This is a genomic window from Methylorubrum zatmanii (assembly GCF_014845115.1).
Classification (GTDB): Bacteria; Pseudomonadota; Alphaproteobacteria; order Rhizobiales; family Beijerinckiaceae; genus Methylobacterium; species Methylobacterium zatmanii.
This window is the reverse complement of sequence record NZ_NKUI01000017.1, coordinates 18,326-44,189: the sequence shown is the minus strand read 5'-3', so window position 1 is coordinate 44,189 and position 25,864 is coordinate 18,326. Positions and strand designations below refer to the sequence as shown.

Below are 25,864 nucleotides of genomic sequence, written 5' to 3'. Positions count from 1 at the left end.
CATCGCGGGCGCCGCCCGCAACCCCCGCGCACGCATCTACTGCCGCAAGTTCGAGCCCGAGCTTCTCGGCATCGACCGCCTCGTCCGCACGGCCGAGGACATGGGCACCCACCTGCGCGGCCAAGCGGTCCAGATCTGGTCCGACGGCGGCGCGATCAAGATCGCAGCCTTGGGTTAAGGGGAAACGAGAATGGCCAAGGTTCTTTGTGTCACGTCCGGCAAGGGCGGCGTCGGAAAGACGACCACGACGGCGGCGCTCGGCGCGGCGCTGGCGCAGGCCGGCGAGAAGGTCTGCGTGGTCGATTTCGATGTCGGCCTGCGCAACCTGGACCTCGTGATGGGCGCCGAGCGGCGCGTGGTCTACGACCTCATCAACGTCACCAACGGCGACGCCAAGCTGCCCCAGGCGCTGATCCGCGACAAGCGCCTCGACAACCTCTCCCTGCTGCCCGCCTCCCAGACCCGCGACAAGGACGCCCTCACCGATGAGGGCGTGGCCAAGGTGATGGACGAGCTGCGCGGCAAGTTCGACTGGATCGTCTGCGACAGCCCCGCCGGCATCGAACGCGGCGCCCAGCTCGCCATGCGCCACGCCGACGTCGCCGTGGTGGTGACGAACCCCGAGGTCTCCTCGGTGCGCGACTCGGACCGGATCATCGGCCTGCTCGATTCCAAGACCGTGCGCGCCGAGCGCGGCGACACGATCGAGAAGCACCTGATCCTCACCCGCTTCGACCCGGCCCGCGCCGATCGCGGCGACATGCTCAAGGTCGACGACGTGCTCGAGATCCTCTCGATCCCGCTGCTCGCCATCATCCCGGAGAGCCTCGAAGTCCTGCGCGCCTCCAATGTCGGCTGCCCGGTGACGCTGAACAACCCGCTCTGCGCCCCGGCCCGGGCCTATATCGACGCGGTGCGCCGCCTGAAGGGCGAGACCGTGCCGATGGCGATCCCGTCCGACCGCAAGTCCCTGATCAACAAGCTGTTCACACGGAGGGCCGCATGAGTGTCCTGACCTTCCTCAAGCCGCGCGGCTCCGGTTCGGTCGCCCGCGAGCGCTTGCAGTTGATCCTCGCCCACGAGCGGGCGGAGAACGGCCGGCCCGACCTGATCATCACCTTGCGTGAAGAGATCCTCAACGTCATCGCCAAGCACGTCACGGTCGAGCGGGACAAGGTGCAGATCAAGCTGGATCGCGGCGAAGGCGTCTCGACGCTGGGCGTGGACATCGAGTTCCCCGTCGACGCGGTGATCAAACCGAAGGCGAAGCGCGCCTCCGCCTGATCCCGGCTACCGAGCCATCGAAACCCGCGGCATCGCGCATGATGCCGCGGGTTTTCTCGTTTTTTCCAGCCCTTGCCGGTGCTCGGATCGGAGCGGCCATGCAACCCAACCGTCCGCTCGGCTGTTCAAGGAGCCCATTCCCATCTGACGCACGGAAGATTCGATATGACGACGAGGGTGCTCCACCTCATGGCCGCCGCCGGTCTGCTCGCCCTGACGACGGGAATCGCCGCCGCCCAAAACCCCGACGTGACCACCAACCCGGAGAATACCGGGCGGGCCCCGACCGCGACCCAGGCCAGCAAGGACGACAAGAACCTGAAGGAGTGGCAGGTCGCCAAATCGGCCAAGGTCGATCTCGCCACGGCCATCGCCACGGCGGAAGGCAAGGGCGACGAGAAGGGCGGCAAGGCCATCGACGCCGATTTCGAGAAGGCCGGCAGCAAGAACCCGGCGCATTACGCGGTCAAGGTCGTGTATCCGAGCGGCAAGCTCGTCGAATACGGCATCAATGCCGATACCGGTGAGGTCTACAAGACCGAGAACCAGCCGATCGAGCGCTACTTCACCCGCCTGAAGGTCAGCGACTTCCAGAACGCCAAGGTCTCGCTGAAGGACGCCATCGCCCTGGCGGAGAAGACGGCGGCCGGCGGCAAGGCCTACGAGGCCGAGGTCGAGCGCGAGGGCAATGCCGTCGAGTACGAGATCAAGGTGGCGCTGACCGACCGCGAGCAGGAGATCAAGATCGGGCCGGACGGCACGGTGAAGAAGGACTGACCTTCTCTCAGGCTCGCAACCTTCGGCGGGTGCCGGTCTAGGCCGGCATCCGCCTCGTCATGTCCGCAGCGTCAGCCGGAAGGCCGGGGCATGGTCGGGCTGCGTGGTCACCACCGCGGCCGGCAGCACCGGGCGGGCATCCGCCCGGGCGAGCCGGAAGCGCCCGACGATCCGGCTCAGCGCCAGGGTCGCCTCGGTGAGGGCGAAGGCGGCGCCGATGCAGACCCGCGGCCCGGCCCCGAAGGGTAGGTAGGCGAAGCGCGGCACCGGGCTCGCGCCGGGCAGGAAGCGACCGGGGTCGAAGGCGTCGGGATCGCGCCACAGCCGGCGGTGCCGGTGCAGCAGCCAGGGCGAGATCGTCACGCTGTCGCCGGGCTGCACCGTCTCCCCGCCGAGCGTGTCGACACCGGCGGCGCGGCGGGCCAGCACGAAGGCCGGAGGATAGAGCCGCACCGTCTCGTCGATCACCGCGCGGGTGAAGGGCTTGTCCGCTTGACCCGATTCGGCCGCGACCCGCTCCTGGGTTTCGGGCGAGAGCGCGAGCAGGGTGCAGGCCCAGAGCAGGGTCACCGCCGTGGTCTCGTGGCCGGCCAGGATCATGGTGGCGACCTGATCGCGCAGCTCCTCATGCGAGAAGCCCCGGCCCGTCTCCGGATCGCGGGCGGCGCGCAGCAGATCGAGAAGGTCGCGCGCCTCGCCCTCCCGCCCCTCGTCGCGGTCGGCGATGACCTGATCGAGGAAGGCGACCCACTCGCGCCGGAAGCGGGCGCGGGCCCGGTCCAGGGGCGTGGCGAAACGCAAGGGCACGATGGCGTCCGTGAGATGCGGGCGGCCGAGCCGCTCGGCATAGGCCGCGAGGTAACCGCGCAGACGCCCGCCGTGGCTTTCCATGCCGACCGAGAACATGGTCCGCCCGGCGATCTCCAGGGCGAGGCGCTGGAGGGCGGCGAAGAGATCGACGGGCCCTTTCGCCGCCTCGATCTCCAGCGCGGCGACCGCCTCGTCGCTGGCCGAGAGGATGTGGGGCACCAGGGTCTCCACCGCCCGCGGGGTGAAGGCGGGGGCCAGGGTCCGCCGCTGGTGGCGCCATGGGGCGCCCTCGCTGATGAGCAGGCCGTCGCCGAGCAGGGGCCGCAGCATGCGAATGGTGATCGGCGTGCGGATGTAGTTGGCGGCGTTGTCCACCAGCACGCGCCGCACCGCCTCGGGATCGCTCACGGTGAAGCGCGTCCGCCCGAGCAGGCGCCGCCGCAGCAGGGGCGCCTCGTAGGCGGCGGCCGGCCAGCAGCCGATGCCGTTGGTGCGCATCGCGGCCACGAAGCGCAGGGTCGGCAAGTCCCGCTCCGGCGGCGCCGGCACCGGCGGCACCAGACGCGGCACCGCCTGAGCGAGCGGAGCCTGCATGTCCATTCCTCGTTCCCCTGCACCCTTCGGTCGGTCCGCCCAGCGTTCTAGGCACTCGGGCAGCGCCCCGAAAGGTGACGGCCGGCTGCCCAGGATTGCAGATCGCGGGATGCGGACGGGAGACGCAGGGCGCGGAGAGGAAGGCGCTCTACGGCAGCGACATCTCCGACACCGGCACCGCCTCGGCCCGGACCGCAGCGGGTTCGGCGTAGCGGCTCACCATCGCGGCACAGAAGGCGGCGAATTCCTCCCGCACCAGCGGGGCGCTGGTGTGGTGGGGGGCGATGCCGCGATGCTCGGGGGTGAAGCAGAAGGTGACCGTCACCTTGAAATCCTGGAGCGCCGCCATCTGCCGGTCGAACCAGTCGAGGGCATTGGGGCGAAAGATGTCGGCCCAGGACAGGCCGGTGCGCAGATAGGTGACGCCGAGGCGTTTCATCCAGGCCACCGCCTCGTCGAGGCGGTGATCTTCGTAGTGGAACCACTGGCACAGGCCGAAATCCGGCGTGCAGCGGGCGAATTCCTCCAGCGCTCGCTTCGGCGTGCCGTCCTGGCGCAGGAGGCCCATGTGGAAATGGCGGTAATAGGAGGAGCCCTCCGCCTCCCGGTGGCGGGTGGTGGCCTCCCATTCCCGCGGCAGATCGTAGAGGCTGTACCAGTGGATGCGGGGGGCTTGGCCCTTCAGCAATTCGGCGGTGCGGCGGCAGCCCCAGGCCTGGACCTCCTCGGCGCCGAAGCTCGACACGCCGACCTCCGAGACCCAGACCGGCAGAGGGGTGACGGCGCGGATCTCGGCGATCTTGGCCGGCCATTCGTGGATCTGCCAGAGATTCCAGTCGAGGGGGAAGCCGTGGACCGCCACGGCGTCGAGCCCGTCGAGCACGCCCTGCGCCTGCATGCGCCGGATGAAGCCCGGATCGATCGGCGAGATCCCGCCGAGCACCTGCGGCAGGGTCGGCGCCTCGGCCCGGATCGCGCGGGAGGCTTCCTTCACCATCTCCCCGAACAGGAACCAGTCCGGATCGATCTCGGGATCCCAGTGCGATTTGTTGTTGGGCTCGTTCCAGAGCATCACCGAGTCGAGCATCACGTCTCCCCGTTGCCGACCGGGCGCGCCGGATAGACGGCCTCCGCTCCGTAGGGAGCCTCGACCCGGCGGCAGAGATAGACCTCCGCCTCCGGCCGGCTTTGAATGGAAAAGCCGCTCGCGCGCAGCATCGCCTCGATGCCGGCGCGGTTCGGAATCCACCAGTTGGTGCAATCGTTGGCGTAGGCGTGCTCGACGAAGTGGAGCTTCGGGTAACCGGGCCGCTCGAAGGCGTCCATGTCGAAGAAGTCGTAATCCTCGGCCACCGGCTCGACCTGCGGCGAGCCCCGCAGCATCGATTGGAACACCAGGAGATCGTCCGCGACATGCGCGTGGATCAGGTCGAGGGCGAGCAGGGGGTGGCGAAGGTGGTAGAGCACCCCCATGAACAGCACCACGTCGAAGCGCTCGCCCAAGCGCCCGACATCGTAGACCGAGAGGTTGCGGAACTCGATATCGTAGCCCAGCCGCTCGGCGACGAAGCGTCCTTGCGCCAGGTAGCGCGCGTCCGAATCCAGGCCGAGCACGCGGGCGGCACCGCGCCGCTTCATCTCCACGCTGTAGAAGCCGGCATTGCAGCCGATATCGAGCACCGATCGGCCGGTGAGATCCTCCGGCACAGAATGCGCGAAGCGGCGCCACTTGAAGCCCGGATAATCGCCGAGGAAATGGTTCGGCGCGGTCCAGACGCCCTCGCCCAGATCGATGTTGTGAAACCACGGCCCAAGGGCCTCCGCCTGCCGGCGCAGTTCGGCCTGCCTCATCCGGTGAACCGCTCGTTGAGGGACACGACCCGGCCGCCGCCGGGCCAGAGTTCGGCTTCGCTGCACGAGGCCGGCGCGACGACGATCCGGTCATAGGCGTCGAGGAAGAGCCCGAGCAGACCGAGCAGGGCGGCGCGGATCGGATCGCCGTGGCTCACGAGGAGGACGGGTGGCCCCTCCTCCCGCGCGAGGCGGTCGAGCAATCGCCCGATCCGGGCCTGCACCTCGCCCATGCTCTCGCCGCCCGGCGGGCGGGCCGAGGCGCGGGTCGCATTCCAGGTGTCCCAGGCCGGATCGCCTGCGAGTTCGGAGAAGCTCCGGCCGGTCCATTCGCCGAAGGCGATCTCGTCGAGTTCGGGCATGATCTCGATGGCGAGACCCAGCCGGTCTGCGAGGGCCGCCGCCGTCTCCCGCGTGCGCGCCTGCGGGCTCGACAGGAGGCGGAGCCCCCCCTCCCCGGCGAAACGCTGCGCAAGAATGTCGGCCAGGACTCTCGCCTCGGCATGGCCGCTCTCGCTCAAGGACACGCCGGGCATCCGCCCGCAGAGGATATGCCCGAGCCGGTCATGGCTGCCGTGGCGCAGGAAGACGACGCGCCTCATGCGGGCTCGCCGGCCACGAAACGGAGGGTACGCTCATGCGCCTCCCCATCGGTGAATTGCAGCGGCGGCGACTTCATGAACCACGCCGACGGGCCGGTCAGCGCCCCGCCGATGCCCCGGTCGAGGGCGATCCGGGCGCAGCGCACGGCATCGACGACGATGCCGGCCGAGTTCGGCGAGTCCCAGACTTCGAGCTTCAGTTCCAGGTTGAGCGGCACGCCGCCGAAGCCGGTGCCCTCCAGGCGGATATGCGCCCATTTGCGGTCTTCGAGCCAGGGCACGTGGTCGCTCGGGCCGACATGGACATTGCCCGGCGCAAGCGGCGCGGCGAGTTGGCTCGTCACCGCGCGGGTCTTCGACAGCTTCTTCGATTCCAGCCGGTCCCGCTCCAGCATGTTCAGGAAATCGGCATTGCCGCCGAAATTGAGCTGATAGGTCCGGTCGAGCCGCACCCCGCGCTCACGCAGGAGATGGGCCAGCACCCGGTGGACGATGGTGGCCCCGACCTGGCTCTTGATGTCGTCGCCGACGATCGGCAGGCCCCTCTCCTCGAACCGGGCCCGCCACGCCGCGTCGGAGGCGATGAAGACCGGGATGCAATTGACGAAGGCGCAGCCGGCATCGAGGGCGCAGCGGGCGTAGAACTCGGTGGCGCGCTGGGCGCCGACCGGCAGGTAATTGACGAGCACCTGGGTGCGGCTGCGCTTCAGCTCCTCGACGACGTCGGCGACCGGTTCGGTCGCCTCGGCGATGATACCTTCGAGATAGCGGCCGATCCCGTCGAAGGTCGGGCCGCGCCGCACGGTGACGCCGCTCGCAGGCACCTGGGCGAAGACATGGGTGTTGTTGGGAGCCGCCAGGATGGCCTCGGCGAGATCCCGGCCGACCTTGGCCGCCGAGACGTCGAAGGCGCTGACCACCGCGATGTCTCCGATCCGGTAGCCGCCGAGATCCGGCGAGATCAGGCCCGGCACCGCTTCGTCTCCAGAGACGTCGCGGTAATGGTGCAGCCCCTGCACGAAGGACGAGGCGCAATTGCCGACGCCGACGAGCCCGACGCGGATCGGCTCGGAGCCTGTGTGACCGAGGTGCTCTGGCACGCTCAAGCCTCCTCATGCTGAGGCGCCGAGCAAGGCTTAAGCCTCGAAGCGCCCCGGAACGACCACCGATCCCTTGGCAGCTCTTCGCCGGGAGAAGCGTGGCGGCGTGCGTCGAGGTTGCTGACGCAGCACCTCGGCATGAGGAAAGCCGGGGGAGCGATGAGGGCCGTCATGACTGCCCCTGGGCGAGATCGCCGAGTGCCGGCTCGGTCGGCGGGAAGGGGCGGCTTCCGACGAAGCGGCCGAGACCAGGCACCGCCGCCGGCTCGGCGGGGCGGATTTCGGGGGTGAGGATTTCCTGGGCGAACCATGCGATGGTCGCTTCCAGCCCCTGTTCGAGCGGCACCTGCGGCGACCAGCCGAGCAGGTCCTGCGCGCGGGTGATGTCGGGACGGCGGCGCTGGGGATCGTCCACCGGCAGCGGGCGGCGGGTGATCGTCGAACGGGTGCCGGTCATCCGGCTCACCAGGGCGACCAGTTCCGCCACCGTCATCTCGCGCGGGTTGCCGAGATTGACCGGACCGCCGGGGGCCTCCTCCCGGTCCATCAGCCGCATCAGCCCCTCGACGAGGTCGGCGACGTAGCAGAACGAGCGGGTCTGCTCGCCATCGCCGTAGACGGTGATCGGCTCGTCCGCGAGGGCTTGGCAGACGACGTTCGAGACCACGCGGCCGTCATCGGCCCGCATCCGGGGGCCGTAGGTGTTGAAGATGCGCGCGACCCGCACATCGAGCCGGTGCACCCGCTCGAAGTCGAAGGCCAGGGTTTCGGCCGAACGCTTGCCCTCGTCGTAGCAGGCGCGCGGACCGGTGGGATTGACGTTGCCCCAGTAGGATTCGGTCTGCGGATGAACCTCGGGATCGCCGTAGACCTCGCTGGTGGAGGCCTGCAGGAAGCGCGCGCCGTCCTCCCTCGCCCGCTCCAGCAGATGGTTGGTGCCGACGACGCTCGTCATCATCGTGTGCATCGGGTCGGCTTGGTAATGCGGCGGCGAGGCGGCGCAGGCGAGATTGAAGATGCGGTCGAAGCGCGGCAGCCTCGGCAGGGGCCGCGTCACGTCCGCCTCGACCCACTCGAAGCGTGCCTCGCGCCCGAGATGGGCGAGGTTGCCGCGCCGCCCGGTCAGGAAGCTGTCGAGGACGACGACGCTGGCGCCCCGCGCCAGCAGCGCATCGACGAGGTGCGAGCCGATGAAACCCGCGCCTCCCGCCACGAGAACGCGCTTGCCGTCCTGCTCGCCCATCGCTCGACTCGTCATGCACTCACTCCCTCGACTGGGGCTTCGCGGAACAAGAGTGGGGCACCGGGCCTGCGCCGGTCAGCGGCCTCGCGCAGATGTGCGTCGAGTTCCGCGGCGCGGTGCGCGGCCGAATGCCGGGCCAGCACCGCCTCCCGCGCCGCCGTTCCGATCCGGCGGCGCTCCGCTTCCGGTCGGTCGCGCAGAATCGCGAGCACGGCATCGGGCGTGTCCGGACAGAGGATCTCGCGATCCGGGGCCAGGATCGTCTCGAGCCCGTCCCAGCGGTCGCTGATGAGGGGCGTGCCGGTGCTCGCCGCCTCGAACAGGCGCACGCTCGGGCTCCACCCGGCGGCGATCATGTCGGCGCGGGTGACGTTCAGGGTGTACCGGCTCGACGCGTAGAATGCCGGATGCGCGTCCGGCGCCAGGTGATCGATGCGGGTGACGTTGGCCGGCCACTCGATCCCGGCCGGATATTGCGGTCCGCCGACCGCGAAGCGCAGATCCGGCGCGCGCCTTGCGGGCTCGATCAGCAGGCGTTCCAGGGTCGGCTGCCGGTCGGGGCTGTAGGTGCCGAGATAGCTGAGATCGTAAGCCGGCTCACGGTCGAGCGCGGGATAGGCCTGCGGATCGACCGAGCAATACAGCGCGCGGGCGGCCGGGGCACCGTAGTCCCGCTCCAGCCGCTCCAGGGTCGGGCCGCCGGTGAAGGAAAGGTAGAGGTCGTAATCGCGGATCTGGGCGCGGCCGAGATAGGCGCAGGTGCCGGCTTCCAGTCCGGTCAGGGTGATCGGCGTGTCGATGTCGTAGAAGGCCCGCACGCCCCGCGCCCAGGAGAGGACGCGGTTCCCGACCGCGATCCCCTCCGGCACGTAGGAGCCGACGATGACCGCGTCCGCCGCCTCGATCAGCCCGCGATGGGCCCGCAGCTCCGAGAGATCCGCGTAGAGCATCAGCCGGCAGAAATCGGGATCGGGCAGATCGCGGTGGGCGGCGTACCAGGGCACGTCGCGCTCCAGGAAGGTGACGGTGTGGCCGCGCGCGGCGAAGGCCTTGAGCAGGGCGCGATAGGTGGTGGCGTGGCCGTTGCCCCAGGACGAGGACAGGCTCAGGCCCAGAACCACGAGGCGGAGCGGGGATTCGGTCATGCCACGCTCCGCTCGAACGAGGCGGCGGCCTTGCGCGTGGCCTCCTCCCGGAAGATCGCATCGACCTGGGCGCCGCGCCGGGCATAGGTGTGCTCGGACAGGATCCGGCGGCGGGCCGCCTCGCCGATGGCGCGGGCGCGCTCAGGGGTCAGCGCCGCGACATGATCGGCGACGTCGCGGCCGTCGCGGGCGACAAGCACTTCCTCGCCCTCCTTCAGGAACAGGCCGAGCCCCTCCCAGGCATCGGTGATGAGGCAGCCGCCGGCGCCCGCCGCCTCGAACACCCGGGTCGCGGGCGAGAAGCCCACCGCCGCCATGCTCTCGCGGGCGATGTTGAGGACGGCCAGCGGCGAGACGTTGAAGGCGTTGTGGTCGCGGGTCGAGACATGGCCGATGTGGCGCACGTTGAGCGGCAGGCCCCTCGCCTCCCAGCCGCTTCCGCCCAGGAGGAAGCGCCGCTCCGGCAGGCGCGCCGCCGCGACGAGGAAGAATGTCTGCACCCGCTCCTCGCGGTCGGGCAGGCGGTTGCCGAGGAAGGCGAGATCGGCGGCGAAGCGCGGATCCGGCGCAACCGGGTGGTGGGTCTCGGGATCGAGGGCGTTGTAGACCGGGATGCAGGCCCGCGCGCCGAAAGCTTCATAGGCCGACACCACCGGCGGGCCGCCGCCATAGGTGAGGACGAGATCGAGGGCGGGCATCGCCCGGTGCAGGACATGCCCCGGATCGCCGCGCATCTCGGCGAGCGTCGCCGGCGCGTCCACGTCCCAGAAGATGCGGATCGCCTCGGGCCGCGCGGCGGCGGTCACACCCTCCAGAAGTTCGTCGTCGAACACGCCGACGCCGCTCGCCTTGACCACGATGTCGGCCGCCGCCGCCTCGGCGACCACCGCCCGCATCGCCTCCGGCGTCGCGGGATAGACCCGCACCCGCGCCCAATCCGGCGGGTCGATGTCGCGGTGGCTCTGCCGGTCGAAGGCGTCGGGCTCGTAGAAGGTGATGCGGTAGCCGCGCCCGGCGAGATCGCGCAGCAGGCCGCGATAATAGGTGGCGGCGCCGTTCCAGTACGAGGAGAGCAGCGAGGAGCCGTAGAACGCGATGGTTTTCATGCGCGCCTCCAGGAGCGGGGGGCTGCGGCGGGTCCGGTGAGGGACGCCGCGATGGCCAGAAGTTCGTCGGCGCGGTGCCGGCAGGTGTGGCGGGCGCGGATCGTGGCGAGGCCGTGGGCGGCGAGCGCCCGGCGCAGATCCGCGTCGGAGGCGAGCGCCCGCAGGTGGCGCTCCATCTCCGCGCCGTCCCGGGCGACGAGGTAATCCGCGCCCGGCGTGAACAGCCCCTCCGCATCGTCCCACGGCGCGCTGGCGAGCGGGATGCCGCAGGCGAGCGCCTCGAACACGCGGATGGTCGGGATGCCGGGCAGCGCCTCGACATAGAAGCGGCGTGGCACATGCACGGTGGCGAGGGCGCGGGCGAACAGGCCCGGCGCGAGGGCGTTCGGTGCCCAGCCATGGTAGCGGGCGCCGTAGCGGTCCAGCGTCGCCAGCGCCGCCTCGGGATAGCGCACGCCGTAGATGTCGAGGGGCAGGCCGGCGGCTTCGGCCGGGCGGAACAGGAAGTGTTCGAGTTCCCGCGTGCGCTCGCCGTCGCCCCAATTGCCGATCCAGACGAGACCGGCGCGGTCGGCCTCAATGGTGGGCGGCTGGAAGAGGCGGGTATCGGCGGCCTCGTGCCAGACGAAGGTGTGCCCGTCCCACCCGCGGGCCCGATAGACCCGGGCCAGGGCTTCGCCGAAGGCGAGGATGCCGTCGTAGCCGGAGAGATCGAAGGCAGCCATCTCGTCGGAGGCGCTCACCGCCCGGTGGTGGGTATCGTGGAACAGCAGGGTGCCGAACCGGCCGTTCTTGCGCGCCCGCCCGAGGCCGGCGATCAGGCCGGGGGCGTTCCACTCATGGGCGATGACGAGATCGGCGCCCCGCGCCCGCTCGACGGCCTCCGCCTCCTCCCGATAAGTGCGCGACGAGAGTTCGGGATAGGCTTGGCGATAGGCATCGAGCCCGGCCGGTCCCCGGTCGCGCAGGAGGTTGTCGAGGCTCCAAGCGCCCTCGGGCTCGTGGGCCTCGACGCCGTGACCCTGGGCAATCAGTTCGCGCAGGACGCCGCGCAGAAAATGGGCGTTGCCGTGGTTCCAGCACGAGGCCAGGGAATGGGTGAAATAGACGATCCTCATGCGGCCGCCCCCGCTGCATCCGCGCCGAGGCAATCGCGGAACACGCCGAGCACGCCCGCCGTCATGGCCTCGGTGCCGTAGCGGGCGGCGCGGGCACGGGCCGCCCCGGCGAGCCGCGCCCGTTTGTCGGGATCGGCGAGCAGGCCCTTCGCCGCTTGCGCGGCGGTGGCCTCGTCGTCGGCCGGAATCAGGATCGCCGCGTCCTGCCAGAGTTCCGAAAAGGTCGGGATGTCGGAAAGCACCAGGGCGCAGCCGGCACCCGCCGCCTCCAGCACCGCGAGCCCGAACGGCTCGTAGCGGGCGAGCGAGACGAAGACCGGGCGCCGGTCGAGTTCGCGCGCCATTCCCGCGCCGTCGAGGCGGCCGAGGGGACGCAGATGCGTCGGCGTGCAGCGCTCGCCGTTCGGCCCCTCGACCGGCCCGGCCGCGAACAGCGGCACGTCGAGGCGGGCCGCCATCCGGTCGAGGGCGGTGGCGTTCTTGGCCGGATCCCAGAGCCGGCCGGCGGTGAAGGCGTGCGCGACCGGCGCCGTTTCCGGCAGCGTCTCGGCGCAATGACGCCCGTTGCACACGACCTGCGGCGGTTGCGGCAAACCGTAAGCGGCGCGGGTCGCCTCGGCGAAGGCGCGGGTCGGCGCCAGCAACCGGTCGGCGGCGCGGCAGCCCCGCGCGGCGAGCTCGCTGCGCCACGCGAGATCCTCCGGCAGCGGGCCGTCGCCGAGGGCCGCCCACCATGTCGCGACACAGGAATGGCACACCGCCACCACCGGAACCTCGAAGGCGCCGAGCGCCAGGGCCGGGGCATGGAGATGGACGAGATCGGCGCCGACATCGCCGGCGAGCCGCGCCAGGGCGGCGGCAGCGGCGACGACCTCGGCGGGGCGGCGGGCGGTCCAATCGAGGGGCAGGCCGGTCGGCACGATCCGGGCGCCGGTCTCGGTCTCGGCGCGGGTCAGGGCCCCGGCGGAAGGCGCCGGCCCCATCAGCGCCAGCGTCACCGACAGGCCATGACGCCCCAGGCCCCGGGCAAGTTCGAGGCTGTATTGCCAGACACCGCCGAGGGCATCGGCGCTCATCAGGATATGCGGCCGGGCCGGCCCCTGTCTCATCGGCATCCGCAGCCTGCCTCCAGTTCGGCCAGGGGCAGCGGGCGCTCCTCTTGGATGTCGCTGAAGCGCTCGAACTGAGCGAGGTAATGCGCGTGCGCCCGCTCCCAGGCGCCGTCATCGGGCTCGCCCCAGAGCCGGCGGTAATCCGGCGAGCTCGGATAGGGATAGAGCGGCACCGGATCGTTGGCCCAGACGCCCTGTCCGCGCAGGCGGTCGCGCCAATCGGCGACGAGACCGGGATCGTCGCCCGCCACGGCAATGAGATTGGCCTGAACGAAGGGGACGGAGCGGCGGGCATAGATCAGCCGCTCGGCAAGATCGTCGGTGGAGGCGCGGCATTTCTTGTCGAGGGCGGCGCGGCCCTCCTCGGTCAGGCTCTCGACCCCGGCCTCGATGGAGACGCAGCCCGCCGCCCCGAGCAGGTCGAGCATGTCCGGCTTCCAGAGATCGATCCGGGTCTGCACCCCGAACTTCACCCGTCGCCCGACCAGGGCTTCCAGCAGCGGCTTCTGCGGCAGGAAAATTTCGTCGACGAAATAGAGATAGGTCACGCCCTGGGCGATCAGCCCGTCGATCTCGTCCAGCACGAGGGAGAGATCGCGGCGGCGATAGGCATCGCGGAAATCGATCTTGGCGCAGAAGCTGCAGGTATAGGGGCAGCCGCGTGAGGCCTCGACCTCGGCGCCCGGCCCGTCGGGCACGGTGTCGAAGCGGTGGTGGTGATGGTGGTGGCAGGCGATCCAGGCATCCGGCCAGCGTAAAGCCGGCAGATCGGTGAAGCGGGCGGCCTGGGGCGGGCCGGTGACGGCGGTCTCCCCTCCAACGCGATAGGCCAGCCCTGGAAGGGCGCGGACATCCTCGGCTCCGGCGAGGCGGGCGACGATCTCCTCGCATTCGCCGCGCACGACGAGGTCGCAGCCGAGCTTATCCAGGGCCGGGCGCGGCGTGGCCGAACCGTGCGGGCCGACCGCGACGGTGCGACCACCCCGATCCCCGAGGGCGTCGAGGAACAGGCGCGGCACCCGCAATTCCGGCGGGGCGCAGCGCCAGAACAGATAGGTCGGGGCCGTGGTCACCACGGTCATGCCGGGGGCGAAATCGGCCACGCGCCCGGCGGCCTCCTCGGTCGAGAGGCCTTCGAGGGGGGCGTCGACGATCAGCGTCTCGTGGCCGGCAGCCCGCAGCAGGGCGGCGGCATAGCCGAGCTCGAGCGGCAGATGCGGCGCGCGGCAGCCGAAATAGATGCTGTTGCGGTAGTCCCAGGCGGGATTGACCAGGGCGACCCTCACAGCGCGGCCTCCGTCTGGCGGCGCGGCACCGCCGCGGCGGGCGGCGGCTCCACCCATTCGGCAAGCCAGCGGGCGAGCTGCGCCACGCCCTCGCGCCACGGCAGGGGCCGTTCCAGGCCGAGCGCCGCGATGGCGCGGCGCGGATCGGAGACGTAGTAGCGCTGGTCGCCCGGCCGCCACGGACCGGTCTCGATCGCGATGCCGCGGCCGAGCAACTGGCCGGCATGGGCGATCAGCCCGCGCAGCGACACGGCATTGGCCGGCCCGCCGCCGAGATTGAAGGCCCGGCCCGCCACATGGTCAATCCGCGCCAAAGCCGCCCGGTAGGCGGCAACGCAATCCTCGACATGGAGGATATCGCGCACCTGCCGCCCGTCGCCGTAGAGCGTGATCGGCTCGCCCCGCAATGCCCGGATCAGGAAATGCGCGACCCAGCCCTGATCCTCGTTGCCCATCTGGCGGGGGCCGTAGATGCAGCTCATCCGCATCACCACCGTGGGCAGGCCGAAGCTGCGGGCATAGTCGAGCACGTAGGCATCGGCGGCGCCCTTGGAGCAGCCATAGGGCGTGTGGAAGTCCAGCGGCCGGTCCTCGCCGACGCCGTGGGCGCGCAGATGCGGGTCGTCCGGCCGGTAAGCCTCGCCCTCGACGCCGAGGGCGATCTCCGGCAGGCTGCCATAGACCTTGTTGGTCGAGGCGAAGATCAGCGGCACGGGTTCGCCGCGGGCGCGCAAAGCCTCCAGCAGGTTCAGCGTCCCGCCGAGATTGACCTCCATGTCCTCACGCGGCGCGACGAGGCTCGTCGTCACCGCGACCTGGGCGGCGAAGTGGAACACGGCGCCCGCCTCCCGCACCGCTGCGTCCAGCGCGTCCCGGTCGCGGATATCGGCGATCACCGGCACGATCCGCCCGCCATGGCGCTCGGTCAGCCAAGCGAGGTTGCGCTCGACGCCCGGCCGCGCCAGCGCGTCGTAGATGAGCACGGTGCGCCCCTCGGCGGCGAGGCGGTCGGCGAGATTGGCGCCGACGAAGCCGGCCCCGCCAGTCACGAGGACGGGGCGGTCATCGGCAGGAGAGGATGAGGCGGCGCTCACGCGACGAGCCCCCGCGCTTCAAGCTCGCGCCGCGCCTCGGCCACCCGGTCGACGGCCTGCTGTTCGGCGACCCAGGCGGCGAGTTCGGCCAGCCCTTCCTCGAAGTCGCGCTTAGGGGCGTAGCCGAGTTCGCGGGTGATCTTGCCGATATCGGCGATGCAGTGGCGGATATCGCCGGCCCGGGCCTGACCGGTGACCTCCGGCGCGATGGCCTCGCGGCCCATGGCGCGGGCGAGGAGGCGCGCGACCTCGCTCACCGTGCGGTCCTGCCCCGAGCCGACATTATAGACTTGGCCCGCCGCATCCGGATGTTCGAGGGCCAGCACGAAGGCCTGAGCCACGTCCTCGACATGGACGAAATCGCGCCGCTGCTCGCCATCCTCGAAGATCATCGGCGGCTGGTTGTTGAGGAGCCGCGCGGCGAAGATCGCGAGCACCCCGGTATAGGGATTCGAGAGCGCTTGGCCGGGGCCGTAGACGTTCCACAGCCGGAGCGCGACGCCCTCCATGCCGTAGGCAGGGGCGAGCGTCAGGGTCAGGCGCTCCTGCATGTACTTGGTCAGGGCATAGACCGAGGCGAGCGCCGGGCGCTTGGTCTCCGGGGTCGGCACCGGCCGCAGCGGGTGCCCGTCCGGGCCGAGGGGATCCCAGGGCTCGCCCGGCTTGCGGGCCTTGCGCACCGCGTCCTCGACCGTGGCGCCCCCTTCCGTGCGGTAAAGCCCCTCACCGTAGATGCTCATGGAGGAGGCGACGACGACGCGCTTCACCGGCGCCTCGATCAGCGCCTGGAACAGGGTCGCGGTGCCGCAATCGTTGACCGAGACGTAGCGCTCGACCGCGTACATGCTCTGGCCGACGCCGACTTCCGCCGCGAGATGCACCACATGGGTCGCTCCCGACAGCGCCCGTGCCATGGCCTCACCGTCGCGCACATCGCCCGCCACGAACTCGATTGCGGGGTCGAGACCTTCGGGACCACTTCGGATGCCGTGCACCTGCTCGATCAAACTATCGAGAACCCGGACGCGGTAGCCTCGACGAAGCAGGGCATTCGCGAGATGCCGACCGATGAAGCCGGCGCCCCCAGTGATGACGGCGAGATGTTTCATGGGCAGGCGAACGTCTCCTGTCGCGACCAGCGCGAAATGATCTTTCAGCGCAAAGCAACCTATGATGATGACCTATGATATTTGAATAAAAACCTCATTTGATTGCCGGAATATTCTACCAGCACTCGCTTTGGATATCTCGGCGGCGAGGATCTTTGTTCCTGCTTTTTCATCCCCAAGGCGCAGATGTGTCGATCGGGGCGAGCGCGTCGCAGCGGCCGTGTCAGGCGGCGCTTCCTTCCATCCAGCGACGGCGCGGGCGGGCTGAACATCTCGAGATCGTCGGCGAACCGATCGAGGATCGGGCACGCATTCGCCGGGCAGGTCGGCAGGTACTCCGTTCCGTCAGTGCCGGAGGCACGTCCTCGCCGAGCAGGCGGTCATTCGCGAAAGTCAGGGCGAGCGCGCAGAAATGGCGAGCGCACAGAAGCCGAAACAGACGCGGGTGGCCGGGGATCCGCTGAGCGCGCCCCGCGAAAGACGCCGAGACCAGGCAAGCTCAGGCCCAGGCGCTCCCGCAGGTTGCCAACGCGGCGCGCTTCAACAGATAGATCCAAACAAAGGATAGGTCGGCGTCCTCGGGCAAACAGGAAATCTGTGCGTGTCTGAATGTGAGGTTGTGCATAGCGTCATCGAGACGACGAGCCATGTCGAGCCGACACGCGCCTTCGAGTTCTGGCGCAGCACGGCGCTGGCCCGCTTCGGCGATGTCGATCTCCAGCATCCGCGCGAGTCGTTCTCGGCCAAACGCCTCACGGTCGCGCAGCCGGACTGGATCCTGACGCATACGGTCAGCAGTCCGATCGGGCTGAATTTCAGAACCCGGCACATCGACCGCAATGCGCGGGACATGGTGGTGATCGGCCTGGGCATCGATGGGATCGGATATCAGCAGCAAGGTGAGCGCGGGACGCAACTCGGAGGCGGCGATGTGAGCCTCCTGTCCCGTGCTCGCCCTTTCGTCGTGGGAACACGGAGCGCGTACGAGGAGATTCGCCTCGCCGTGCCGCGGGAGACCATCGAGGCCCGGATCGGCCCTGTCGAAGCCTTCGCGGGCGGCTGCGTCGGCGCGCCGTCGGCGAGCGCGGAGTTCAGGGCCTTCATGCGCAAGCTCGCCGCATCCGTCGCCTGGATGACGCAGAGCGAGGCACAGGTCGCGATCGACAGCGCGCTGCACCTGCTGGGTTGTCTCGCCCGCGACACGGCCGAGCGGTCCGATACGGAGGTCTCGCATGCGATGGCGGTCTCGCTCGCCCGCGCGCACATCGTGCGCCGGATACATGATCCGAATCTCGACCCACACGAGATCCATGTCGCGCTGGGCATCTCGCGGGCGCAACTCTACAGGGCCTTCTCACAGACCGGCGGCATCGCGGCGGCGATCCGCGACACGCGACTCGACCTCGCATACCGGCGCTTGACATCGCCGCGCGACGACAAGCGGAAGATCGCGACGATCGCGTATGCCTGCGGCTTCACCGACATCCCGACCTTCAACCGCGCGTTCCGCCGGCGTTTCGATCTCTCGCCGCGCGACGTTCGGACGGGCCACGCCTGATCGACCGCCCGTGGATCGGGCCGTCGCCGCCGCGGCCCGCGGACATATTCCTTGTCGATCCGTCTCGGGGGCGTGTGAAGTCGGCGGATTGGATACTGTGTGAGACAATGGAGTCCTTCCAAGGCGCTGTGTGACGCGCCGAGATGCGCAGCGGCTGCCAATATAGTTTTTGCCAATTTCAGTAATCTGAAATTTACAAATATGTCTGTTTTACAGCGCAATAACCCGTTGATTTGCGCAGGCAAGACGTGGTTTTAAATCCTTCAAGAGAAAGCGCGGGGCATCATTCTGCCGGCGGATACAAATCCCCAATCGAACAATTGGCATCATATTTTATAATATCGATATAACCAAACAAGCGGGAACAGGATTTCAAAATTTTCGAAATCCGCGCTCAATTTGGGTGAGGTCGCAGCCGCACGTCTGGCGCATGTTGTTGGGGAGTCTGCAGGATGCGAGCGTCGCGGCGCGATTTCGTCAAGTTCGGCATGGCCGGCGGCATCGCGGTCACGCTGTCCCGTCTCGGCCCGGCCCAGGCGGCCTCCGGGCCGCAGCCCTTCCTCGTCCATGAGACGCTGCCTCAGGCGAGCTCCAGCAGCCCGGCCACCGGACGGATCGACGGCGTCGCGAAGGTGACGGGCGAGAAGCTCTATGCCTCGGATTTCCGCGCCTCGGACATGCCGGGCTGGCCGGCCCTGACGAGCCACGCCCTGCTCGTGCGCGCCCACGACGCGACGCATATCTACGAGGGACTCGACCTGTCCCGCCTCGACCCGGCCGCCGCCCCGGACGTGGTGGTGACGGCCGCTGACCTCGCACGCCTCGGCGTGACGGTGCCGGCCTTCTACGCGGGCGACCTCCTCTGCCCGGTCGGCGAGACGCCGCTCTATCTCGGCCAGCCGGTCGCGCTCCTCCTGTTCGCGCAGTTCGACGCCTACGACCGGGCGCGGCTCGCCTTCCGCGACGGCGGGCCGCTCACGTTCGGCCGCGAAACCGGCCCGCTGAAGCGGCCGAACTATGCCGCCTATCGCTTCACCCGCGTCGCCGGGGCGACGCCCGAGGCGCCCGACCTCTACGCGCCGATCCGGGAAGGCTGGATCAGCCCGGGCTTCACCGAGAGTTCCGGCCGGCCGATCTGGGCGCCGCTGCCGGTGGCCGAGGGCGGAGCCTACGCCCAGGGTGCCCGGCACGGCGAGGCGATCCGCGCGGAGCTGAAGGCGGCCGGTCCGGGCGTGCTGACCCTGGAGCGGGATTTCACCACCCAGTCGGTCGACCCGATGTTCCTGGAGCCGGAGGCCGGGCTCGCTTGGTACGAGCCGTCGGCCAAGGTGCTCGACATCGTGCTCGGCGTGCAATCGCCCTTCGAGGCGGCGGAATCGGTGGCGACGCTGCTCGGCAGCGCGCAGGCGGATCGCCGTCCCACGCGGATCGACGCCAAGTTCGCCCATGTGGGCGGCGGCTTCGGCGGGCGCGACCACACGCCCTTCCCCCTCTACGTGGCGCTGGCGGCGCTCTTCCTGCCCGGCCGGCCGGTGCGCCTCGCCCACGACCGGTTCCAGCAATTCCAGGGCGGCGTGAAGCGCCACGCCTTCGCCATGCGCTCACAGATCGGGGTCGACCGGGCGAGCGGTTTGATCCGCGCCTTCGCCGCCGACCACGTTCTCGACGGCGGCGGCCTCGCCAACTACTCGGCCAGCGTCGCGGCGGTCGGAGCCACCGGGGCAATCAGCCTGTACAGCGTGCCGAAGGTCGACGTGACCACGGTGGCCGAGCACACGCGCGGCGTCACCGCCGGGTCCATGCGCGGCTACGGCACGCTGCAGACCATGACGGCGCTGGAGACGCTGATCGACGAGGTGGCGACCACCCTGCCCCTCGACCCGATCGAGCTGCGCCGGCGCAACGCCCTGCCGCCCGGCGGCCGCACCATGACGGGCAACCCCTTCTCGGTCTCGGTCCGCGCCCTCGAGATCCTCGACAAGCTCGAGGCCCATCCGATCTGGCGGGACCGCGCGCTCCATCAGCGGCAGGCGCGGCCCGGCCGGCTCGTCGGCACGGGCGTCGCCTGCGCGGCCAAGGATTACGGGACCGGGGCGGATTGCTCCCTCGGCGCGGTCAGCATCGACCCCGAGGGCCGCGTCGCGATCCACAGCGACGCCGTGGAGATGGGCAACGGGATCGGCACGGCGCTCGCCAACCGCGTCGCCGCTCAGATCGGCCGCCGCGCCGACGCGGTGACCGTCGCGCAGATCGACGCCTTCGATGCGCTGAGCCTGCGCACCTCCGGCGATCCCTACGCGATCAGTCAGGCCGAGCAGGACGCGGCGGCGCGCGACCCGCGCTGGGTGCCGGCGATCTCCTCGCCGACCAGCGCCTCCATCGGCGCGCATGTGGGCACGCACGCGGCCGCCGAGGCTGCCCGCGTCGTCTTCCGGTTCGGCCTGTGGCCGGCGGCGCTGGCGCTCTGGGACATCGGTCCCGGCGATCCGCGCGCGCGCCAGTGGCGGGACGCCTACTGGCAGGGCGACCGGCTGATCCTCTCCGGCCTCCCGCCCCTGGCGCTCGGGACCATCGCCGCCAAGGCCCATCAACAGGGGGGCGTGACCGGCGCGATGACGCACGCCTTCTCCCGCTGGGCCTGGGCGGAGGCGACCTTCGGGCTTCCCGGCGAGGACTGGACCGCCGACATCGACGCCCTCGCGGTCCGGCGGGGCGCGGGCGGCTTCGAGCGGATCGACCGCCAGGCGGTCGCCTTCCCGCCGACGGAGTACAACCGCATCGGCACCGCCTTCACCTCCCTGTGCGGCACGGTGGTGCGGGTGGAAATCGACCGCGCCAGCGGCGCGCTCACCATCGCCAAGGCCTACAGCGTGCTCGAATGCGGCGCGGTGCTGGTGCCCCAGGTCGTGCTCGGCCAGGCGCAGGGGGGCTTCGCCATGGGAGTCGGCTACGCCCTGCTGGAGACCCTGCCTCCGTTCGAGGACGGGCCCGGCAACGGCCAGTGGAATCTCGGACGCTACGTGGTGGCGCGCGGCTCCGACCTCCCGCTGCACGACCTCGAGATCGAGGTGCTGCCGCCGCTCTCGCCGCGCGAGCCGCCCAAGGGCATGGCGGAGGTGGTGATGATCCCGGTGGTGCCGGCGCTGCTCAACGCGATCCACGCGGCGACGGGCCACCGCTTCCAGTCGCTGCCGGTGACCCAGGCGATGATCAAGGGAGTTCTGGGGTGACGACGATCTCGCTCACGATCAACGGGCGCCCGCACGGTCCGGTCACGGTCCGCGACGACCTGACCATGAACGACTTCCTGCGCGAGGTGCTGGGCCTGACCGGCACCAAATTCGGCTGCGGGGCGGCGCAGTGCCTGAGCTGCGCGATCATCGTCGACGAGCCCGACGGCACCAGCGCGACGACGCCGACCTGCATCGTGCCGGCCGTGTCCTTCGACGGGAAGGCGATCCGCACCGTCGAGGGCCATGCCCGGGACGGCCGGCTGACGGCCCTGCAGGCGAGCTTCGTCGAGCATTTCGCCTTTCAGTGCGGCTACTGCACGCCGGGCTTCCTGAACGAGGGCCAGGTGCTGCTGGAGCGCCTGGAGAAGGCCCCGATCGCCCGCGCCGACGTGGAGCGGGTGGTGGCCGAGGCGCTCGACGGCCATCTCTGCCGCTGCTCGGGCTACGTGAAGTATCACGAGGCGGTGCGCACGGTCATCCTCGCCGACCCCGCTCGCTTCCTCGCCTGAGGGACGTGGCGATGCGCATCGCTCTCCGCGCCGCCGTGATCGGCCTCGCCGGCCTCCTCGCCGGCACGATGGCGAGCCGGGGCGCTCCCGCCGAGCCCGGCGACGGGCCCGCCACCGCCCTGGCGAGCCCCGAACGCTTCGCCGGGATCGCCGATCCCGCGGCGCGCTCGGCGGCCATCTTCACCGAGCTCGGCCGGGTGCTGACCCACCCGCGCTGCACCAACTGCCACCCGGCCGGGGATCGGCCGCGGCAGGGCGACGGGGCCCGGCCGCATCAGCCGCCGGTCTTCCGCGGTGTGGACGGCCATGGCCTCCCGGCCCTGCGCTGCGCCAGTTGCCACGGGCCCGCGAATTTCGACCCGGCCGGCATGCCCGGCCATCCGGTCTGGCACCTCGCCCCGGCGGAGATGGCCTGGGAGGGCCGGAGCGTCGCGGCGATCTGCGCGCAGATCAAGGATCCGGCCCGCAACGGCGGCCGCTCCCTGCAGGATCTCGTCGCGCATATCGGCAACGACAGCCTCGTCGGCTGGGCCTGGGCGCCGGGCCGTGGGCGCAGCCCGGCGCCCGGCACCCAGAAGCGAGCCAAGGCGCTCGTCGAGGCCTGGATCGTCAGCGGCGCCGCCTGCCCCTGACACGCCGTCCGCGAACGGTGAGAGCGGGCGCGGCCCTGTCGCCCGGCCCGGGGATGAGACCTGTCCGTCGCGACTTGGAGCCATCGATGAAGAGGAAAGACATGAGCCGCCTCGCCGCACCGCGCCGCTGGTCCGCCGCCGCGCTGTCCGCCGTCCTCGCGCTCGCCGCTGGCACGGCCCAGGCGCAACCCGAGATTCCGGCCTATATGGACGTCATCGTCGGCGCCAAGGTGCCGACGCCGGCCCAGGCCGCGCGGCAGGACGTGCTGGCCCTCAACACCGGCATGTTCGATCTCTACGCCGATGCCGGCCGGCTGGTGCAGGCGAGCATCCTGGCGCAGCACCCGGTGATCCTCGGCCTGTTCTCCGGCGCGGGCGGCCGCTTCCTCCTGTACCGGCCGGGCCAAGCCCCCCTGGAGGCCCCGGCGGTGCCCGAGGTCTACCAGCTGCTCAAATCGGTCGGGCACAGCGTGATGGCCCTCGGCGTCGTGGTCGGCCCGCATATCGGCAAGACCGACGACGCCTCCTGGCAGCCGCAGGTGCGCGCCTACCGGGTGCGCCTGCAAGCGGCGCTCGACAGCCTCGACAAGACCAGCATGCCGGAGGAATGGCGCGCCAACAACCGTGCGCTGATCGCCGAGAACATCGCCTTCATCGACCGGGTCGCCGCCGCGAAGGTCGTGCGCTTTGCCGACATGCAGACCTTCGCCGCGGCGCAGAAAGATCGGCTGAAGCTCAACATCCGCTGGGCGGCGGATACGCAGGTGAAGCACTGGATGGGCGTGCTCGCCGAGTGGAAGCAGCAGCTCGGACCGGACTGGCCCAAGGTCTATGCGGCGAGCAACACCATCTACGTCGCGCGGCAGAACAACGTGCTCTACAGCGTCCTGGCCCAGTTCTTCACTCCGGAAGACATCAACGCGCGCCTGATGCTCATCGAGACCGTATCCTTCACCACCACGCCGCAGGACATGCTGGACTCTCTCACCCGCATCATCGCCGACCGTACCGTGGGCGAGACCTTCTTCGGCAGCCGCTACCTGATGGATTACGAACTCATGGGGGGCGATGCGCGCGACTCCATCGTCGCCGAGACCGAGGCCCGCGGCATGGTCCCCCACCTGCCGCCCAAGGTGCCGTTCGGCTCCCACCAATGGCCGACCCTGGTCACGACCGGTCCCGGTCCGGCCTCGCTCGCGGATCTGCCTTGAGTGGGGACGCCGGCGCGGGCGGCTCGGCAGGGCGTAGACGCTCTCATTCCCGGCGATTTCTGCAAGGCGGCCGAGCCGCTTCCGCCATTTGAGCCAGCGAAGCCGAGAGGGGGGGCGATGCCGTCGGCCCCCTGCTCGAATCCATGGGGCGGAAGCGGGTAGGGACGGGAGCCGCTGGGATCGTTATGCCGCCGAAGACTTCGGCCGGTGAGGACGGGAACGGCGCGCGGCCGTTTCGAGACATCGCTGAACGCGGGCTCATCCGGCTCGGAAGGGGCATGAGTTTGATCAAGCTACGTGAGGCCCCCCGATTGCCCGGGACGCTGCGGATCCCGGCGGGAACGGCTCCGTCGCAACGGTTGCGCAGCGGCTGGACCTTTTGCCGATCACCCGGCTTCATTGGGCGATCCTCGCGCTCTGTACGCTCGGCCTTTTCACGGATATCGCCGAAGTCGCTCTGAGCAACGCGCTGGCGGCCATCTTTCTGGCCCCGCCCCACAGCTTGCCGCGCGGCAGCCTGTCTCTGCTGCTGACCTCCGTCTTCGCCGGCGGGGCGGTCGGAGCACCGGTCTTCGGCCTGCTGGGCGACCGCTTCGGACGCAGGCGCGCCCTCCAGGCCTCTCTCGGGCTGATGGCGATCGGCTCGATCGCCGCTGCCATGAGTTCGGGCCTCACATCCCTCACGATCGCTCGCGCGGTATCGGGTTTCGCGATCGGCGGATTTCCACCCCTGGTCGCAACCTACCTCGCCGAAGTGATGCCGCCCCGGCGCCGCGGTGCCATGCTGATGACCTGCGCCGGGATCGGTTTCCTCGGCGGCTCGGCCGTGATCTCACTCATCCAGGTGCTCTCACCGGCCGCGCCGCTAGGGATCGAGCCGTGGCGCTGGGCGCTGATCGTCGGCGCCGTGCTGTCGGCCCTCGCAGCCGCGCTGTTCGCGTTCGTATCGGAATCGCCGCGCTGGCTCGCTTCGACCGGACGCGCCCGCGAGGCCGACCGTGCCTGTCGGGAGTTCGAGCAGGCTGCGCGGATGCGGCCGGCCGCGGCACCGGCCGGACCGTTTCCGGAACCGCCGCATTCGGGACAGGCCGACGCCCGCCCGCCCCTCGCGCGGCGATCCGCGACGCGCAGGACCGCGCTGTTCGTCGCCCTGTACGCCCTCGCGCCCTGGGCGACCCTGGGCTTCCCCCTGCTCAGCGCCGTCGTGCTGTTGGAGAAGGGCTATAGGATCGACCAATCCCTGCTCTTCGCCGCCCTGTCGATGTTGGGGCCGCCGTTGGGGACCCTGCTTGCGGCGCTGGTGATCGACCGGCTGGAACGACGCGCATGCTTGGCGGCTCTGGCGGGGACCATGGCGATCCTCGGAACGGTCTTCGCCGCGAGCGACGCGTTTCTCACCCTGGTTCTGGTCGGCATCGCGTTCAACACGGCCGCAGCGAGCTATGGCGCCATCTTGTCGATCTATGCGACGGAAGTGCTGCCCACACGCCTGCGGGCCTCGGTTCTGACCTGGGCTTGGGCGGCCGGTCGAGTCGCCTCCGCGCTGGCCCCCTTCGTTCTTCTGCCTGCCCTGGCCTCCTACGGTCCCCACGGCATGTTCACCGTGCTCACGGCCGTCCTCCTGGCCAGCGGCGCGCTCCTCCTGGGCGGCCCGCGAGGCTTGTCCGGCCAACCCATCGCTCATACTCTCAGCGCTTGATCCAAGCGGTTACCGAAGAAACCCGGTATCGCTGTCGCCAGAGACGGAGAAACTCATCCCGGCCTGTCGCCGGACGGGCTCGATGCAGGAAGCCGCCGCAGCGCCAGGGGCGCGACCGGATCGAGCCCGCCATAGACGAGGAATTCGGCGGTGCCGATATTCACCTCCTCGATGGCCTCCGGCGCGATGCCGTCGAGACGCACGAGCAGGGCACGCAGGGCGTTCCCGTGGGCGACGACGAGCACGCGGGCGCCGTCCCGGAGCCGGGGCGCGATCGTCCCCTCGAAGAACGGCCAGACCCGGGCCGCCGTCATCGCCAAGCTCTCGCCGCCCGGCGGCACGGCCTCGTAGGATTTGCGCCAGGATCGGACCTGCTCGACCCCGAACCGGGCGCGGGCCTCCGTCTTGTTCAGGCCGGCCAGCGCGCCGTAATCCCGCTCGTTGAGGGCGATGTCCGCCTCGACCGGCAGATCCGGCTGGCCGAGTTCCTCCAGCAGGAGCGCGAGGGTGGCCTGAGCCCGCCGCAATCCGCTGGTGAAGGCACAGTCGAAGCGCAGGCCCGCAGCCTGCATGGCGCGTCCGGCCGCCCGGGCCTCGGCGATGCCCCTGGCCGTCAGGGCGGGATCCCGCCAGCCGGAAAAGAGGTCGCGCTCGTTGTCCTCGCTCTGCCCGTGCCGCATCAGCACAAGCGTCCGCTTGTCCGCACCCATCGCCGTCCATACCCGATGCCGGGCGATGCCCTCCGCCCGCGCCGACGTCTTTGCCTCAACCAAGCGTGACCGGCGAGAGGT

24 protein-coding genes and 1 pseudogene are annotated in these 25,864 nt (G+C 70.3%); 11 read left to right on the top strand and 14 right to left on the bottom strand.

Going from position 1 to position 25,864, the window contains the following annotated elements; translation table 11 throughout:
* The 4 genes and pseudogenes from MZTS_RS25090 to MZTS_RS02585 form a co-directional block, all read left to right on the top strand.
* Window positions 1-178, top strand: a pseudogene (locus MZTS_RS25090) (septum site-determining protein MinC); the annotation flags it as partial.
* A gap of 12 nt (window positions 179-190) precedes the next feature.
* Window positions 191-1,006: a septum site-determining protein MinD gene (gene minD / locus MZTS_RS02595; RefSeq protein ID WP_192281182.1), complete on the top strand. Its 816-nt coding sequence runs from the start codon at window positions 191-193 to the stop codon at window positions 1,004-1,006.
* Window positions 1,003-1,284 carry a cell division topological specificity factor MinE gene (gene minE / locus MZTS_RS02590; protein ID WP_192281179.1) on the top strand — a complete coding sequence of 94 codons (282 nt, stop codon included), beginning with the start codon at window positions 1,003-1,005 and terminating at the stop codon, window positions 1,282-1,284. Before minD ends, minE begins: the two co-directional genes overlap by 4 nt.
* Window positions 1,285-1,449: 165 nt before the next feature.
* The gene (locus MZTS_RS02585; protein ID WP_192281176.1) at window positions 1,450-2,061 is read left to right on the top strand and encodes a PepSY domain-containing protein; all 612 of its coding nucleotides are present in this window, start codon (window positions 1,450-1,452) and stop codon (window positions 2,059-2,061) included.
* Between the two features lie 57 nt (window positions 2,062-2,118).
* Here the strand turns inward: MZTS_RS02585 and MZTS_RS02580 are convergent, their stop codons facing one another.
* The 13 genes from MZTS_RS02580 to MZTS_RS02520 form a co-directional block, all read right to left on the bottom strand.
* Window positions 2,119-3,471, bottom strand: coding sequence for a cytochrome P450 (locus tag MZTS_RS02580; RefSeq protein ID WP_192281172.1), 1,353 nt, complete (start codon window positions 3,469-3,471; stop codon window positions 2,119-2,121).
* 142 nt (window positions 3,472-3,613) lie between these two features.
* Window positions 3,614-4,552, bottom strand: a complete 939-nt coding sequence (locus tag MZTS_RS02575) for a glycoside hydrolase 5 family protein (protein WP_192281169.1) — start codon at window positions 4,550-4,552, stop codon at window positions 3,614-3,616.
* A complete protein-coding gene (locus MZTS_RS02570) occupies window positions 4,552-5,316 on the bottom strand; it encodes a TIGR04290 family methyltransferase (RefSeq protein ID WP_192281166.1) in 765 nt (254 codons plus the stop codon). Before MZTS_RS02570 ends, MZTS_RS02575 begins: the two co-directional genes overlap by 1 nt.
* Entirely contained in the window at window positions 5,313-5,918 is a 606-nt protein-coding gene (locus tag MZTS_RS02565; protein ID WP_192281164.1) for a histidine phosphatase family protein, read from the bottom strand. Before MZTS_RS02565 ends, MZTS_RS02570 begins: the two co-directional genes overlap by 4 nt.
* Complete coding sequence (locus MZTS_RS02560) at window positions 5,915-7,018, bottom strand: inositol-3-phosphate synthase (RefSeq protein WP_192281161.1); 1,104 nt, start codon at window positions 7,016-7,018, stop codon at window positions 5,915-5,917. The genes MZTS_RS02565 and MZTS_RS02560 overlap by 4 nt, the downstream gene beginning before the upstream one ends.
* A gap of 169 nt (window positions 7,019-7,187) precedes the next feature.
* A complete protein-coding gene (locus MZTS_RS02555; protein ID WP_192281159.1) occupies window positions 7,188-8,276 on the bottom strand; it encodes a UDP-glucuronic acid decarboxylase family protein in 1,089 nt (362 codons plus the stop codon).
* On the bottom strand, window positions 8,273-9,406 hold the full coding sequence (locus MZTS_RS02550; RefSeq protein WP_192281156.1) for a CgeB family protein: 1,134 nt from the start codon (window positions 9,404-9,406) through the stop codon (window positions 8,273-8,275). Before MZTS_RS02550 ends, MZTS_RS02555 begins: the two co-directional genes overlap by 4 nt.
* Complete coding sequence (locus tag MZTS_RS02545; RefSeq protein ID WP_192281153.1) at window positions 9,403-10,512, bottom strand: CgeB family protein; 1,110 nt, start codon at window positions 10,510-10,512, stop codon at window positions 9,403-9,405. Before MZTS_RS02545 ends, MZTS_RS02550 begins: the two co-directional genes overlap by 4 nt.
* Entirely contained in the window at window positions 10,509-11,630 is a 1,122-nt protein-coding gene (locus MZTS_RS02540) for a CgeB family protein (RefSeq protein ID WP_009866426.1), read from the bottom strand. Before MZTS_RS02540 ends, MZTS_RS02545 begins: the two co-directional genes overlap by 4 nt.
* Complete coding sequence (locus MZTS_RS02535) at window positions 11,627-12,745, bottom strand: glycosyltransferase (protein ID WP_192281150.1); 1,119 nt, start codon at window positions 12,743-12,745, stop codon at window positions 11,627-11,629. Before MZTS_RS02535 ends, MZTS_RS02540 begins: the two co-directional genes overlap by 4 nt.
* Window positions 12,736-14,028 carry a TIGR04295 family B12-binding domain-containing radical SAM protein gene (locus MZTS_RS02530; RefSeq protein ID WP_192281147.1) on the bottom strand — a complete coding sequence of 431 codons (1,293 nt, stop codon included), beginning with the start codon at window positions 14,026-14,028 and terminating at the stop codon, window positions 12,736-12,738. The genes MZTS_RS02535 and MZTS_RS02530 overlap by 10 nt, the downstream gene beginning before the upstream one ends.
* On the bottom strand, window positions 14,025-15,122 hold the full coding sequence (locus MZTS_RS02525; protein WP_192281144.1) for an SDR family NAD(P)-dependent oxidoreductase: 1,098 nt from the start codon (window positions 15,120-15,122) through the stop codon (window positions 14,025-14,027). Before MZTS_RS02525 ends, MZTS_RS02530 begins: the two co-directional genes overlap by 4 nt.
* Entirely contained in the window at window positions 15,119-16,168 is a 1,050-nt protein-coding gene (locus tag MZTS_RS02520; protein ID WP_246481958.1) for an NAD-dependent epimerase/dehydratase family protein, read from the bottom strand. Before MZTS_RS02520 ends, MZTS_RS02525 begins: the two co-directional genes overlap by 4 nt.
* Here MZTS_RS02520 and MZTS_RS25085 point away from each other — a divergent pair.
* The 7 genes from MZTS_RS25085 (at window position 16,112) to MZTS_RS02490 (ending at window position 25,073) form a co-directional block, all read left to right on the top strand.
* On the top strand, window positions 16,112-16,309 hold the full coding sequence (locus MZTS_RS25085) for a hypothetical protein (RefSeq protein ID WP_246481959.1): 198 nt from the start codon (window positions 16,112-16,114) through the stop codon (window positions 16,307-16,309). The two genes, MZTS_RS02520 and MZTS_RS25085, sit on opposite strands and share 57 nt — an antisense overlap.
* 523 nt (window positions 16,310-16,832) lie before the next feature.
* Window positions 16,833-17,789 carry a helix-turn-helix domain-containing protein gene (locus MZTS_RS02515; RefSeq protein WP_192281140.1) on the top strand — a complete coding sequence of 319 codons (957 nt, stop codon included), beginning with the start codon at window positions 16,833-16,835 and terminating at the stop codon, window positions 17,787-17,789.
* Between the two features lie 452 nt (window positions 17,790-18,241).
* The gene (locus MZTS_RS02510; protein WP_192281138.1) at window positions 18,242-21,019 is read left to right on the top strand and encodes a xanthine dehydrogenase family protein molybdopterin-binding subunit; all 2,778 of its coding nucleotides are present in this window, start codon (window positions 18,242-18,244) and stop codon (window positions 21,017-21,019) included.
* Entirely contained in the window at window positions 21,016-21,531 is a 516-nt protein-coding gene (locus tag MZTS_RS02505; RefSeq protein ID WP_192281135.1) for a 2Fe-2S iron-sulfur cluster-binding protein, read from the top strand. The genes MZTS_RS02510 and MZTS_RS02505 overlap by 4 nt, the downstream gene beginning before the upstream one ends.
* Window positions 21,532-21,542: 11 nt before the next feature.
* Window positions 21,543-22,163: a hypothetical protein gene (locus MZTS_RS02500; RefSeq protein WP_009866029.1), complete on the top strand. Its 621-nt coding sequence runs from the start codon at window positions 21,543-21,545 to the stop codon at window positions 22,161-22,163.
* An 86-nt stretch (window positions 22,164-22,249) separates the two neighbouring features.
* Window positions 22,250-23,374: a hypothetical protein gene (locus MZTS_RS02495; protein WP_246481955.1), complete on the top strand. Its 1,125-nt coding sequence runs from the start codon at window positions 22,250-22,252 to the stop codon at window positions 23,372-23,374.
* Between the two features lie 379 nt (window positions 23,375-23,753).
* The gene (locus tag MZTS_RS02490) at window positions 23,754-25,073 is read left to right on the top strand and encodes an MFS transporter (protein ID WP_246481954.1); all 1,320 of its coding nucleotides are present in this window, start codon (window positions 23,754-23,756) and stop codon (window positions 25,071-25,073) included.
* Window positions 25,074-25,126: 53 nt separating this feature from the next.
* Here the strand turns inward: MZTS_RS02490 and MZTS_RS02485 are convergent, their stop codons facing one another.
* Window positions 25,127-25,783: a 2,3-bisphosphoglycerate-dependent phosphoglycerate mutase gene (locus MZTS_RS02485; protein WP_192281132.1), complete on the bottom strand. Its 657-nt coding sequence runs from the start codon at window positions 25,781-25,783 to the stop codon at window positions 25,127-25,129.
* Window positions 25,784-25,864 lie beyond the last annotated feature (81 nt).